Source organism: Klebsiella michiganensis (genome assembly GCF_002925905.1).
GTDB classification, from domain to species: domain Bacteria; phylum Pseudomonadota; class Gammaproteobacteria; order Enterobacterales; family Enterobacteriaceae; genus Klebsiella; species Klebsiella michiganensis.
The window spans coordinates 55851-68824 of the sequence record NZ_PRDB01000015.1; the positions used below are offsets into that span (position 1 = coordinate 55851).

At 60.2% G+C, this 12974-nt stretch carries 12 protein-coding genes; 4 read left to right on the plus strand and 8 right to left on the minus strand.

Going from position 1 to position 12974, the window contains the following annotated elements; genetic code table 11:
* The first annotated feature begins 97 nt into the window (after positions 1-97).
* Positions 98-1651, plus strand: a complete 1554-nt coding sequence (locus CDA56_RS24445) for a peptide MFS transporter (protein ID WP_103813920.1) — start codon at positions 98-100, stop codon at positions 1649-1651.
* A 40-nt stretch (positions 1652-1691) separates the two neighbouring features.
* On the opposite strand, the gene CDA56_RS24450 is transcribed toward CDA56_RS24445, so the two are convergent.
* Positions 1692-2471, minus strand: coding sequence for an acetoin reductase (locus CDA56_RS24450; protein ID WP_032751132.1), 780 nt, complete (start codon positions 2469-2471; stop codon positions 1692-1694).
* 166 nt (positions 2472-2637) lie between these two features.
* Here CDA56_RS24450 and CDA56_RS24455 point away from each other — a divergent pair, with 166 nt between their 5' ends.
* Positions 2638-5349: a winged helix-turn-helix domain-containing protein gene (locus CDA56_RS24455; RefSeq protein ID WP_103813918.1), complete on the plus strand. Its 2712-nt coding sequence runs from the start codon at positions 2638-2640 to the stop codon at positions 5347-5349.
* Here the strand turns inward: CDA56_RS24455 and CDA56_RS24460 are convergent.
* Genes CDA56_RS24460 through CDA56_RS24475 form a run of 4 tightly spaced genes read right to left on the minus strand, consistent with a single transcriptional unit; the run spans position 5346 to position 10075 of the window.
* A complete protein-coding gene (locus CDA56_RS24460; protein ID WP_103813916.1) occupies positions 5346-6824 on the minus strand; it encodes an MdtP family multidrug efflux transporter outer membrane subunit in 1479 nt (492 codons plus the stop codon). The two genes, CDA56_RS24455 and CDA56_RS24460, sit on opposite strands and share 4 nt — an antisense overlap.
* Positions 6821-8758, minus strand: coding sequence for an FUSC family protein (locus CDA56_RS24465; protein WP_103813914.1), 1938 nt, complete (start codon positions 8756-8758; stop codon positions 6821-6823). Before CDA56_RS24465 ends, CDA56_RS24460 begins: the two co-directional genes overlap by 4 nt.
* Before the next feature lie 9 nt (positions 8759-8767).
* A complete protein-coding gene (gene mdtN, locus CDA56_RS24470) occupies positions 8768-9796 on the minus strand; it encodes a multidrug transporter subunit MdtN (RefSeq protein ID WP_046876712.1) in 1029 nt (342 codons plus the stop codon).
* A gap of 6 nt (positions 9797-9802) precedes the next feature.
* Positions 9803-10075, minus strand: a complete 273-nt coding sequence (locus tag CDA56_RS24475; protein ID WP_014226707.1) for a YtcA family lipoprotein — start codon at positions 10073-10075, stop codon at positions 9803-9805.
* A gap of 269 nt (positions 10076-10344) precedes the next feature.
* Between CDA56_RS24475 and yjdI the strand changes: the two genes are divergently transcribed.
* Together yjdI and CDA56_RS24485 are read left to right on the plus strand one after the other, a co-directional pair.
* Positions 10345-10575: a 4Fe-4S mono-cluster protein YjdI gene (gene yjdI / locus CDA56_RS24480; RefSeq protein WP_004134525.1), complete on the plus strand. Its 231-nt coding sequence runs from the start codon at positions 10345-10347 to the stop codon at positions 10573-10575.
* Positions 10576-10586: 11 nt separating this feature from the next.
* Positions 10587-10859 (plus strand): GNAT family N-acetyltransferase, encoded by a 273-nt coding sequence (locus CDA56_RS24485; protein ID WP_014226706.1) that lies wholly within the window; start codon positions 10587-10589, stop codon positions 10857-10859.
* A 149-nt stretch (positions 10860-11008) separates the two neighbouring features.
* Here CDA56_RS24485 and CDA56_RS24490 read toward each other — a convergent pair whose 3' ends face one another.
* Genes CDA56_RS24490 through fimF form a run of 3 tightly spaced genes read right to left on the minus strand, consistent with a single transcriptional unit; the run spans position 11009 to position 12972 of the window.
* On the minus strand, positions 11009-11911 hold the full coding sequence (locus CDA56_RS24490) for a fimbrial protein (RefSeq protein ID WP_103813912.1): 903 nt from the start codon (positions 11909-11911) through the stop codon (positions 11009-11011).
* Between the two features lie 17 nt (positions 11912-11928).
* On the minus strand, positions 11929-12432 hold the full coding sequence (gene fimG / locus CDA56_RS24495) for a type 1 fimbrial minor subunit FimG (RefSeq protein ID WP_103813910.1): 504 nt from the start codon (positions 12430-12432) through the stop codon (positions 11929-11931).
* Between the two features lie 12 nt (positions 12433-12444).
* Positions 12445-12972 (minus strand): type 1 fimbrial adaptor subunit FimF, encoded by a 528-nt coding sequence (fimF, locus tag CDA56_RS24500; protein WP_165795093.1) that lies wholly within the window; start codon positions 12970-12972, stop codon positions 12445-12447.
* Between the last annotated feature and the right edge of the window lie 2 nt (positions 12973-12974).

The following is a 12974-nucleotide window of genomic DNA, read 5'->3' on the forward strand; positions in this document are numbered from 1 at the left end:
ATTACGTCACATTAAATGTGAATGATTGGCCTTGTGTATAAAAGGCCAACACGCTTTCCGCTGCGTTAAAGCGCTGCGGACATCTTTGGGAGAAGTTATGCATTCCTCTGTTAATAAAAATGAAACTCGGACCTTTTTTGGTCATCCTTACCCCCTCGGTTCGCTGTTTTTCACCGAAATGTGGGAACGGTTCTCGTTTTACGGTATTCGACCATTACTGATCCTGTTTATGGCGGCCACCGTCTATGACGGCGGGATGGGGCTGGCGCGCGAGAACGCGTCGGCCATTGTCGGGATCTTTGCCGGGACCATGTATCTTGCCGCGCTGCCCGGCGGCTGGCTGGCGGATAACTGGCTCGGGCAACAAAAGGCGGTCTGGTACGGCTCGATTCTGATCGCCCTCGGCCATCTCTCCATCGCGCTGTCGGCGGTGATGGGGGATAGCCTGTTCTTTATCGGCCTGATGTTTATCGTGCTCGGTTCCGGCCTGTTCAAAACCTGTATTTCGGTGATGGTCGGTACGCTGTACAAGAAAGGCGATGCGCGCCGCGACGGCGGCTTCTCGCTGTTCTATATGGGCATCAACATGGGGTCGTTTATCGCCCCGCTGATCTCCGGCTGGCTGATTAAATCTCACGGCTGGCACTGGGGCTTCGGCATCGGTGGCATCGGGATGCTGGTGGCGCTGATTATCTTCCGCGTCTTTGCCGTTCCGGCGATGAAACGCTACGACAGCGAAGTCGGCCTCGACTCCACCTGGAACAGCCCGGTAGTGAAACGAAACGGCGTCGGCGCATGGCTGCTGGCGCTGACGGTCGGCGTGGCGGTTATCATCGCGTTGATTGCCCAGGGCGTTATCGTGATTAACCCGGTGGCGGTCGCCAGCGTGCTGGTCTACGTGATTGCGGCGTCGGTGGTGCTCTATTTTATCTACCTGTTCGTCTTCGCCGGACTGAGCCGCAAAGAGCGCGCCCGCCTGCTGGTATGCTTTATCCTGCTCATCTCCGCCGCCTTTTTCTGGTCGGCGTTTGAGCAGAAACCGACTTCGTTTAACCTGTTCGCTAACGACTATACCAACCGTATGCTCGGCTCCTTCGAGATCCCGGCGGTGTGGTTCCAGTCGATCAACGCCCTGTTTATTATTTTGCTGGCGCCGGTATTCAGCTGGGCATGGCCTGCGCTGGCGCGCAAAAACGTCCGTCCGAGCAGCATCACTAAGTTTGTTATCGGTATTTTATGCGCGGCGGCGGGCTTTGGCCTGATGATGCTGGCGGCGCAAAACGTCCTGAGCAACAACGGCGCGGGCGTTTCGCCGATGTGGCTGGTGGGCAGTATTCTGATGCTGACGCTGGGGGAGCTGTGCCTTAGCCCGATTGGCCTGGCGACCATGACCCTGCTGGCGCCGGAAAGAATGCGCGGCCAGATGATGGGGCTGTGGTTCTGCGCCAGCGCCCTGGGTAACCTGGCGGCGGGCCTGATTGGCGGGCACGTTAAGGCCGATCAGTTGGATATGCTGCCTGACCTGTTCGCACGCTGCTCCATTGCGCTGCTGATCTGCGCCGCGGTGCTGTGCCTGCTGATTGTTCCGGTTCGCCGGATGCTGGAAAACACCCGCAGCGACAAGCCGCAGGAGCCCGCGGCTCACGCGTAATCCCGCAAAAACCCGGCGCGTTCTGCGCCGGGTTTATCCCTTAACGGTAAACAATACCGCCATCGATCAGAATCGACTGACCGGTAACATAATCGGAGTCCGGGCCTGCCAGATAAGAGACCAGGCTTGCCACATCGTCCGGCGTTTCGGCGCGACCAAGGGCGATGCCTTCCACGTATTTTTTATAGGTTTCGCCCACCGGCGCACCGGTAATGTCGGCGAAGCGCTTATCGATCTCGGTCCACATTCCGGTTCCCACAATCCCCGGACAGTAGGCGTTTACCGTGATGCCGCGGCTGGCGTACTCTTTCGCCGCTGCCTGCGTCAGGGCGCGTACGGCAAATTTGGTGGCGGAATAGACGCCCAGCAGCGCGAAACCATCATGACCGGCGATAGAGCAGGCGTTGATGATTTTCCCTTTCTGCTGACGATCGATGAATTTTTTCGCCGCCGCCTGAATGCCCCACAGGGTACCCTGAACGTTGATGCGCATGATGCGGTCCACTTCTTCAGGCGTCACATCGGCCAGCGCCTGAACCTGGGCGATCCCGGCGTTGTTCACGATAATATCAAAGCCGCCCAGCTGTTTTTCCGCTTCATCAATGGCGGCGTATACCTGCGCGCGGTCGGCGATGTTAGCGACGAAGGTGGCCGCTTTACGCCCCAGCGCTTCCACTTCGGCGGCGACGGCGGCAATCCCTTCCGGGTTCACGTCGACCAGCATCACCGACGCGCCGTCTTTAGCCAGACGCAACGCGATACCGCGACCAATGCCCTGACCGGCGCCGGTCACCAGCGCAACTTTATTTTCGATAGCCATGTCTGTACTCACCTTGTACTGATTAATAAACCAGGGAGGCCCGCGGCCGATGTCGTCGTAGCCGCTGCGGCGAATGGCACTACTCTATCGGGCGCAATAAGCGTGGCCTACCCCCCTGATGGGGGGATAATGAGCGTACGGACTGGATTTAAGGAGTAATCGCGGTATGGCTTTTTTACCCTCGGCGGATGATTCACTGACAGCGTTTGTTCATCAGGAACCTTTACGTTTCACCGGGACGCTGCCGCTTATTTCCACGCGCTTTACGCCGCCCCGTACGCCGGAAAGCCTGCTGTCGCGGGAGCGCCTGCTGCAGCGCCTCGACGGCGCCGTCTCCCGCCGTTTAACCCTGCTGCGCGCGCCCGCCGGGTTTGGCAAAACCACCCTGCTGGCGCAGTGGTACCGGCACCGCCTTCGACAAGGGGATGCGCTGGCCTGGCTGAGCCTTGAAGAGGACGACAACGCGCCGCTGCTGTTTATGCGCTATCTACAGGAGGCGCTGCGGCCGCTGTGGCAGGGGTGGAGCCCGTCGTTTCTGCATCTGTTACAAGGTGAGCTTCCGGCCGAGCTCCCCCTGTTCTTTGCTGAGCTCGTTAATCAGCTTAATCAGTGCCCGCACCCGCTGTACCTGATCCTCGACGACTATCAGTGCATCAGCGACCCGGCGATTCATCAGGGAATGAGCTGGCTGCTGCACCATGCGCCGCCGGCGCTGCATCTGCTCATCGGTAGCCGTAGTCAGCCGCCTTTAGCCCTGAGCCGTCTGCATATGCAGGACCAGCTGCTGGAGGTCTATGATCCGGAGCTGCGCTTTAACCCCAGCGAAGCCCGCGCTTATTTCGCTGGCGCGTCGGGGCTGGATCCGCAGGCGATCCCCCGGCTTATCGCGCTCACACAAGGGTGGGTCGCGGGAATGAAAATGGCCGCGCTCTCCCCGGACGCGTCTACGGCGATGGGCTTCGGCGCCGGCTCGCGGTCAATCTCCCGCTATCTGGATGAAGTGATTTTCGCGCCGCTGCCGCCCGAAGTATTCGACTTCCTGCTGCATACCTCCGTGCTTAATCGCCTGCATCCGGATCTGTGCGATGCCGTCTGCGGCCGCCATAACGGCGGCGAGATGCTGAGGTGGATAGCGCAGCACAATCTGTTTCTTTCCGCGCTGGACGACAGCGGCCGCTGGTTTCGCTATCACCCGCTGATGCGCGACGCGCTGCTGCATCGCCTGCGCCACGGCGGGGATATTGATATTCGCCAGCTGCACGATCGCGCCAGCGCCTGGTTCGCCGCGCAGCAGCTGTGGGCCGAGGCGATACGCCATGCGCTGGCCGCCGGAAAATCGGCGGCCAGGGATGCGGAAGCGGGCGCGCAGTCTCTGGCGGAGGAGGGGGATATCGATACCCTGGTGCAGTGGATACGCTACCTGCCAGCCAATCTCGATCCGTCGCGCATCGAGCTTCAGCTTAATCTGGCCTGGGCGTTAGCCCACCGCTTCCGGTTTAGCGACGCTCGCCAGCTGCTGGACGCCATTGAGACGCAATCGGCGGCGCATGGCGGGGAGCTGGCCCACAGCTCGTGGGTGAAGCTGCGGGTCGTTCGCGCGATCTGCGAAGCCTTTGCCGACAATATTGCCCGCAGTATCGCTATTGTCGAACCGCTGCTGCGCGAGGTACCCTGCGGCGATATCTGGGTTGATGGCCTGGTGTGCAACATCCTCAGCTACTGCCATCTTGCGGACTCCCGGCCGCAGCAGGCGCTGGAGGTGCAGCAGCGGGTATCCGGCGTCAGCGTTGCTAACCGCAACCTGTTCGTGACGGTCTACCGGGCCTTTGTTATGGCGCAGAGCTATTTGCGCCAGGGGAATCTCGCCGAAGCGGAACGCCAGGCCGCGGGAGCGCTGCGCTATGCGGAGCAGCATACCGGCGAGAACGCCAGCAGCGGCGCTACCCTGGCGCCCATTCTCGCCGAGATCGCCTGGGAGCAGGGGAAGGGCGAGCAGGCGCAAAGCCTGCTGGTTCCGCGTCTGGAGACCATCGACAGCTTCTGTCCGCCCGACGGCCTTAGCCGCGGCTATATCATCCTGGCCCGTCAGGCCCGTGAAATGGGGAGACTGGCGGAAGCCGAATCACTATTACTACACGCCGAAGGGCTGGCGGCCCAGCGCGGCTGGCTGCGGGCACAGGCTCCGCTGCTGGCGGAGTGGATTGCCGTTGCCCTTCACGCGGGCGACAAACTGGCCGCCGACGCGCTGCTGCTTCGCCTGCAGACCCTTAGCCAGACGGAGGCTGCCGGCGGATATATCGCGCTCAGCCAGAGCCGTCTCCTTATCGCCGCCGGCGAACCGCAGGCCGCCGCCCGGCTGTTGGATACGCTGGCCGGCGTGCGGGAAACCAGCGGCGAGTGGCTGTTCGCCGTGCGTTTGCGGCTCAAACAGGCGCTTGCCCTCTGGCGTGCCGGCGAGCGGGAGCAGGCGATGGCTGTCTGCCGACCGGCGCTTGCGCGCGCGCTGCGTCAGGGGCTGTGGCGCAGCCTGCTGGAGGGGAGGGAAGAGATGGCTGCGCTGCTGGCGGAGATGCACAAGCGCGGCGCGGCGGATGATGCGCTGACCGCCGATATCGTCGCTTTGTTGTCCCGCTTCGCCGCCGCCGGTATCGTGATTGATACGGCGCGTCCGCAGCCGCCCGCGCTGCGCCTGACTGAACGGGAGCAGCAGACCCTGCGTTTAATTGCCAACGGCCATTCCAACAAGGGCGTGGCGCGCGAGCTGGGCATTTCGGCGGAAACCGTCAAATGGCACCTTAAGCAGCTGTATGAAAAGCTGCAGGTGAAGGGGCGCATCCAGGCGGTAAACCAGGCGCGCGAATGGCGCCTGTTAAGCTAGCGCGATGGTGCGTTCTCGCTCAGCGCCGGGCCGCGATAATCGCCGCCCAGCGCTTTAATCAAGGTGATATCGGTACTGAGCCGCTGGGCCTGGATATCCAGCAGCAAAAGCTGCTGCGCGATGGCCGGGCGACGCGCCTCCTGAGCCGCATAGTAGCTGACCAGCCCGCGCTGATGGTGCGCACTGGCGCTGCGGGTGGTCACCATCGCCGCCGTCACTTTTTGCTGCTGCAGGTCGGCCTGCTGATTCAAATCGTTCAGCTGGCTCGAGCTAATCGCCACGTCGCGCACCGCGTCCAGCACCGCCTGGTTGTACTGCTTAATCAAAATATTGCTCGCCGTACGCGTCGATTTCAGGTTGGCGTTTAAGCGCCCGCCGTCAAACAGCGGTAAATAGAGCCCCGGCAGTATATTGATCTGCTGGAATGAGGACTTAAACAGATCGCCGACGCTCAGCGCGTTGTAGCCCCAGAAGGCCTTGATATCAAAGTGCGGGTAAAAGGCCGCTTTTGCCGCGTCCACCTGGCTCATGGAAGCGCTAACGTAGCCGCGCAGCGCCTGCAGGTCCGGGCGGCGGGCCAGCAGCTCAAACGAGAGCGAGTCCGGGAGCGTTTCCTGCAGCGTCGGCAGCGCCACGGGGTGAATCTCCGGCATGCTATGCGCATCGGCGCCGATCAGCGCCCGCAGGGTTTCCCGGTACTGCGTCAGCGTCCCCTGCGCCGTAATCACCTGCTGCTGCGCCGCCAGCAGCTCCGCCTGGGCATTGGCGACGTCGACGCTATCCTCGACGCCGCGCGCGGTACGATGCTCGTGCGCCTGCACCGAGAGGCGGGCGATAGCCTCCAGCTGGTTGAGGAATTCGATTTTCTGAAAAGTTGCCTGCATCGCGAAATAGAGCTGAGCCACGCTGCTGGCGAGATCCAGCTCGATACCGGCGGTCTCCGCCTGGCGGGCGTTCTTTTCGCCAATCGCGGCGGCGACGCGGGCGCGGTCGGCGCCCCATAAATCGATATTCAGCGTCGCTCCGACGCCGACCGTGTTCAGCGTGTACCAGGGGCCGTTTTTATCCACCGGCAGGGAGAAGGAGTAGGGCCAGGTAAACTGTTTATTGGTCACCCGCAGGCGGTTTTGCGCCGCCACGGCGGTGGCCTGCACGCCCATTGCCGACTGCGCCAGCTCAACCGTGGACTGCGATTGCGAAATACGCAGCCGCGCCGCCTGCATGGTGGGGGAGTTCTGCAGCGCGCGATTAACCAGCATATTGAGCTGGGGATCCTGATAGCCTTCCCACCACCGCGCCGTCGGCCAGCCGCTGTTCGCCAGGTGGATCACCTGCGCCAGCTCGGCCTGCTGCGGGTTGACCAGCGGTACCTGGCCAGGATCGTCCTGAATTAACGCGCAGCCGGCTAATTGCGTGAGGGCGAAGGCAAGCGCCAGGGAGCGCCAGACGCGCGAAAGAGGAGTGGTTTTCGTCATGATCGGGTTGCCTGTCGCGGAATAACGGAAGACGCAAGCGGCCACGTGGGCAGCGCGGCCAGCGCATTGACCAGCGGCGCGCCGAACGGATTCGCCGGATCCGGCTGCTGCGCCTGAACGCGCTCAACGGTATTTTGCTGCGCATCGATATCGCTGGCGTAGGCTTCAAGCCGCCGGGCGCAGCGGGCTAAAAAGGTATCTTCCGGCGCGGCGTAGAGGCGATAGCCTTCGCTGAGGCGCAGGATCTCCTCTGCCTGACGAAAGGTTGCCCGCGCCGGCCAGCTTTTGGCTTCCGGCCACGGGTGCGCATAGGTTCCCAGCGGCTCGGCGGCCACCCGGTTGATTAAGGTTTCGCTCTCGGTCAGCGCGGCAAACAGCGGTACCTGCTGAACCTCATCGTCGCGGGCGGCGAGGGTTTGCGCCAGCTGGCGATACAGCTGGGCCAGACGCGCTTTCAGCTGCGGCGCTTCGCTATCGGGCCATAAATAGAGATGAACAATGGAGGAAACCAGCACGCCGAGCAGGATGCCGATAACCCGGTCGCGCAGCTCGGTAAGATTGCTGAGCGGACCAAACCAGCTCAGGAACGCCAGCGCGAAGGTAAAGCCTATCTGAATGCCGGCGTAGGCGATGCGCTCCGACCCCGCCGCAATCCACGCCGCCAGCGCGAAGACCGGTAGGGTCATCGCCAGCAGGCCGCTCAGCGAATCGGTCCAGGGCTGCACAAAGACGATCAGAAGCAGCGCAATCAGCGTGGCCAGCAGCGCGCCGCCGATGCGTAGCCACGTTTTCTGCATGGTGGCGCCCAGGCCCGGCTGGGCGACGATCACGCAGCTCAGCATGATGGTGTGGATGCCCTGCCAGTCGGCGGCGGTGTAAAAAACGTAGCACAGCAGCGTCGCCAGCAGCGTTTTCAGGGCAAAGTGCAGATAGGCCGGATTGGACCACGCGTCCGGCAAAAGCAGCGGCGCTTTTTCCACTTCGCCCTGCGGCAGCGGGATGGTTTCGCCGCGCGCCAGCCGCGCCAGAACCTCGGCGATCTCCTGCAAAATGGCGCTGTTGGCGCCGTCGCGCGGGACAATCAGCGGCTGGACCTCCGCCGCCGCGGGCAGATTATCCGCCAGCGCGTTAAGCTGGCTGGCTATCCGCCGACGCGCATCGGGATGGTCGTCGCCCGGCTGGAGCAGCGCCGTCAAATGAGAGCAGCTCAGCGCGGCGGCCATCAGCGACTGCCAGGCCTGCGGGCTGGCGGCAATCTCCGGCGTGGCGCGCGCGGCCTGCTGATACAGGGACCGCAGTTGGTTAAACTGCCCGGCAATCTCGGTAACGGTGGGCGGCGGCGTGCCATCGTCCGGCTGGCTCAGGCGCCGCGCCGTCTGGCGGAGCATCACCACCAGCCGGGCTTTGAACTGATAGCCGGGAAAGGCCTGCTGGAAACAGGCGTTGACCAGCAGGGTCACCAGAATCGCGGTGTTGATCGCCACCCATAGCCACAGCAGCAGGCGCACCAGAACTTCGCTCTGGCTGGTCATCGACGGGAAGGTCTGGGCGTAGATGACCGCCAGCGCCACCACGAAAAACGCCAGCCCGAGTTTGCCGAGCACCCGCATCAGGTAAATGGCGCAGAAGAACAGGATCACCGAGGCGACCAGGCGGATCAGCGGATAGTCATAGGTCCATTTGATAATCAGCAGCACGCCGCCCAGCGCGACGCTGACGGTCACCACGAAAACCACGCTCACCAGTTTGATCATCAGGACGTTCGGCTGGCTGACGTAAAACACCACGATCAGCGCGACGGCGAGGAAGGGAATATGCAGCGTCATAAACAGCACAATCAGCACCGCGCAGCTGAGCGTCAGGCGCAGGGTGTAGTTCGCCCGCCCCGGCGCATCGCGGAGTTCCCGGGTCAGAAAGGGCCACAAGCTCTGCATGCCGTCTCCTTATTGCGGCTGCAGAACGGCGCTGGCGGAGGCGCCCATACGAAACAGGTTCGGGTCGGGGTCTTTAACGGCGATTTTGACCGGGAAGCGCTGGGAGACGTGGACCCAGTTGATACTCTTCTGGATCACCGGCAGGCCTTCAATCACGCTGCCGCCGTCGGGCAGAACGCCGGTGCCGACCGAGTCGACCACGCCCTCGAAGGCGCGACTGTGGTTGGTCATCACGGTGATTCTGGCCGGAACGCCGGGCCGCACGTTTTTTAAATCGGTTTCGCGGAAGTTCGCCACCACGTACCAGTGGTCGTCATCAAGCAGGGTAAAGACCGGCTTCAGGGCCGAGGCGTACTGGCCGATCGTGGTTTTCAGCGCCACCACCACGCCGTTAAACGGCGCGCGGACTTCGGTAAATTCGAGGTGCAGCTCGGCCAGCGCAATTTGCGCGAGGATGCCCGCCCGCTGCGCCACCATGGCATCGACGCCGGTCACGGCGGCGGAAGCCTGTTTGGCCTGCAGCAGGGTGGCTTCCAGCTCGGCGCGCGCCGCTTTTTCTGCCGTTCGCGCCTGATCAAGATCCTCCTGGGAGGCAAACCCTTGCGGTACCAGCGGCTCAAGGCGAATGCGTGAAGAGGTGGTTTGTTTAACCAGCGCCTTAGCCCGTTCAACGGCGGCGCTGACCGACTGCGCGTTATATTCCTGCGCTTTAATCGTGCGCTGGGTCAGCACGATCTGCGCATCAAGCGTGGTCAGGCGGGCTTTTGCATCGTCGAGCATCGCCTGGTAGGGGCGCGGGTCGATGCGGAACAGCAGGTCGCCTTTTTTTACCCGCTGATTGTCGCGAATCGGCATTTCGACGATCCGCCCGCTCACTTCCGGCACCACGTCGATGGTGTCGGCATACACATAGGCATCGTTGGTTTCCGGCGAGGTTTGCAGCTGCCAGATAACCAGAATCAGCGCCACGATAGCGGCGAGAACGAGCGCCAGCAGGGGCCATTTTTTGCGGATAACGCTTGAGCGGGATGAGGTCATAGGTATCTAGTTTACGAAGAGCAGGAACCACAGAATCGTGGCGAACAGGAACATCAACGCCAGATAGCTGAAGACCAGCGGAGAAAATCGCGACTGCCATCCTTTACGCACAATCAGGATATGGCAGGGAATAAGTAACAGCGCGGCGCCTGTTAAGCAGAAAAACCAGCCCGGGAATGCGGCGCCTAATACCGGAATCGCCGGGGATAATGAGCAGCCGGAGAGCGTAAATAGCAAGAATAAGAGCGTAGGGCGCGGCAGCTTTACAATGCGATTCAAGACTGAATACCTGAGTGCTCGGGTTAAGGTGAAATGAGTGTAATCTCCCTACCGGGGAAATAAAAGATAGATATAACCGAAGCGTCTGTATTTCATCGATAAACAGAACATTTTCTTTGGATAACGAGTGCATAGAAAATCATTCATTCTGCATTAATGGCGTGAGGCCGCTGGAATATAAATTTCGCCCGTCGCCGATAGTCAGCGGTTGTTGGCAGGGCTATGCTTAGAGCCAAAGCTAAAAAAATAGTCAGAACTGAGGCAATGTCATGGATAAAGAACTACTGGAAGCGGGCTATCGCGCCTATACCGGCGAGAAAATCGATGTCTACTTTAACACCGATATCTGTCAGCACTCGGGTAACTGCGTGCGCGGTAGCGCGAAGCTTTTCAACCTGAAACGCAAACCGTGGATCGTCCCGGATGAAGTGGACGTGGCCACGGTGGTTAAGGTTATTGATACCTGCCCGAGCGGCGCACTAAAGTATCGCCAAAAATAAGCGAGGAAATGATGGAAATACTGGAAGGTCATAACAAGTTTTACGTCAATGACGCCGACGGGAAGCAGGTGGCGGAAATTGTTTTTGTACCCACGGGCGAGCACCTCAGCATTATTGAACACACCGACGTCGACCCCAGCCTGAAAGGTCAGGGGGTGGGAAAAAAACTGGTGGCGAAAGTAGTGGAAAAAATGCGCGGCGAGCAGCGCAAAATTATTCCGCTGTGCCCGTTTGCTAAACATGAATTTGATAATACTCGCGAGTACGACGATATTCGCGCCTGAATAAATGCGCCAGCATGCTGGCGCAACAATTTGAGTCGAGAGCTGACGGCCGCGTATTGTAGCGCCTTCTATTATAAGCTAACCCTTTACCAGCCATATGGCAGGTAAAGGTTATAAGCCATCGGCAGTCGGCGCGTTATGGCAAGAGATTACTCATAGACAAATGTTACCCCAATAATCGATTGCACGTTGCCGGCGGTAATCGGGTCGCTGGTTCGCGCGTAGGTAGCGGTCAGACCCAGGTTCACCGGTGAGGTACTTACTTTACCCAGCGAGACGTTACGGTTGGCAGGGACCACGGTACCATTGCGCGTTATCTGTACGCCAATGCCCTGCGCTGGCGAGACGGAAGCAGTGTTGCGGAAAATGGAATTGCTCCTGTCCGCCGTTGTCCCCGTCAGGTAATAGGCGATATTTTGATTTTGTGCGCAGTAAATCGTGACGGGAACGGCCATGGTGCCCGGATAGTCTGGAAGCGTGACGCTGACATGTCGTGTTGACACGTCGCAACCGCCAGTGGGGACGACGACATTATTATTAGCGTAGATATTCCAGGTAAAATCCTTGGGGTTTCCGTCGCTGGCAACTTTATGCATATTAAGTCTCGCTATGAGTTCGCCAGCATTAATCACGACGCCGCCCGCTGCGCCGGTTGCCGTAAGGTACATACGCAACGGTAACCCACGATAATTATTGTCGGTAACGATATATATTGATGAACTACTGTTCAGCGGTAGTGGGTAACTATTTGTATTCCAATAAATGCTACCGGTAAACGCTGCCAATGCCCCACCGAATGCAGTACCGTTGGTGAGATTAATGTAGTCAATAAGTTGGTTGCTAAAGTCGTCATTTCTACAAATTATTGAAGAGGATAAATCGACAACCAGGTTTTGCCCCACGCCAATAGAAGGCATCAGATTGACGTAAACATTCGCCGAGCCGGAGTCCATTGTTTGCCCGGTATCGGGAACTTGACAGGAGAATGCCGCGGCATCCAGCGACCAGCCCATCAGAAGCAGGGAAGTAAACAAAACGATAACTTTTTTCATTAACACATTCTCCTGGCTCAGGCGTAGGTATAGGTGACGCTAATCACCGCCTGAATAGTTCCTTGCGTCGCACCGCCGTTGACGGTCAAGGCCCTGACCTTCAGAGGAAAGCGGGTTGATTGCGTCGCCGTATCTACCTGTACCGTTTTTGTGGCGCCGGTATTCAGCGTGTTTCCACCCTCATCCTGCAGCTCAAGCTGGATATTGCCGGCGGTACCCTGGTTTTTGTAATAGCCGGTGGCATCCGCCGTACCGCTGAAGCTGGCGGTGACCCGCGACGTGCCGGCGGGGCAGTTGCTTAAATTAAGAGCGGTGCTTTGCCAGGACGACGCGGACCCTGCTGATTTCAGACTGAAGGTATTGAGTTCCCCCAGCTCGACGCTGGCATTGGTCGTTGAAACCGTGCACGGTTTAGCCACCACCTTGCCGGAAACGGTAATGGTGAGGTCGGCGGCCTGTAGCGCCGGGGAAGATGCGGCCAGCATTATTGCCAGAAGCCACCTGGTATGAATCCATTTCATCAAAGCCTCCGGTTACTGAAATTCAAGCGTGAATGTTGCGGTTGTATTAACGTGTCCGGCGGTGACCGGCACTCGGGTGGCCATCAGCCGGGCGTAAAAGTTCAGCGTGTTGGTCTGCCCGGGGGTCAGCGTGGTCCAGGGGATCGCTGACGATGCGGCATTGAGCGGCAGCGCCGTCTGCTGCGTGCCAAGGATCTGCACGCCCATCCCCGCCGCCGCTGAGGCGCCGCCGTCGAGCTGTAGCAGGTCGGTATTGATGCTGTCGGCAACGCCAACAAAGCCGACCTTCACCGCGGTGACCGCGCTGCCGCAGGGCGACAGCACGATACGAAACGGCACCAGCGGCGTGGTCGCCCCAACCGCATGAAACTGCTTCGCGGCGTTATCCATCAGGTCGACGGTAAAATCTTTCGACTCACCCGCCACGGCGCAGGCGTTATCCCGAACGTAGCCGCTGATGGTGATGGTGCTGTCCGCCGCGCAGGCGTTGGCAACCACCAGCGACAGAAGGGCTCCGAGGAGATAAAAAGGTGTTTTCATCA

Excerpts from the sequence above, each read along its gene's own strand:
- CDA56_RS24455 (WP_103813918.1), top strand. The coding sequence starts at position 2,638 with ATGGCTTTTTTACCCTCGGCGGATGATTCACTGACAGCGTTTGTTCAT.
- fimF (WP_165795093.1), bottom strand. The coding sequence starts at position 12,972 with ATGAAAACACCTTTTTATCTCCTCGGAGCCCTTCTGTCGCTGGTGGTT.
- CDA56_RS24485 (WP_014226706.1), top strand. The coding sequence starts at position 10,587 with ATGGAAATACTGGAAGGTCATAACAAGTTTTACGTCAATGACGCCGAC.
- CDA56_RS24465 (WP_103813914.1), bottom strand. The coding sequence starts at position 8,758 with ATGCAGAGCTTGTGGCCCTTTCTGACCCGGGAACTCCGCGATGCGCCG.
- fimG (WP_103813910.1), bottom strand. The coding sequence starts at position 12,432 with ATGAAATGGATTCATACCAGGTGGCTTCTGGCAATAATGCTGGCCGCA.
- CDA56_RS24445 (WP_103813920.1), top strand. The coding sequence starts at position 98 with ATGCATTCCTCTGTTAATAAAAATGAAACTCGGACCTTTTTTGGTCAT.
- CDA56_RS24490 (WP_103813912.1), bottom strand. The coding sequence starts at position 11,911 with ATGAAAAAAGTTATCGTTTTGTTTACTTCCCTGCTTCTGATGGGCTGG.
- CDA56_RS24460 (WP_103813916.1), bottom strand. The coding sequence starts at position 6,824 with ATGACGAAAACCACTCCTCTTTCGCGCGTCTGGCGCTCCCTGGCGCTT.
- yjdI (WP_004134525.1), top strand. The coding sequence starts at position 10,345 with ATGGATAAAGAACTACTGGAAGCGGGCTATCGCGCCTATACCGGCGAG.
- mdtN (WP_046876712.1), bottom strand. The coding sequence starts at position 9,796 with ATGACCTCATCCCGCTCAAGCGTTATCCGCAAAAAATGGCCCCTGCTG.
- CDA56_RS24450 (WP_032751132.1), bottom strand. The coding sequence starts at position 2,471 with ATGGCTATCGAAAATAAAGTTGCGCTGGTGACCGGCGCCGGTCAGGGC.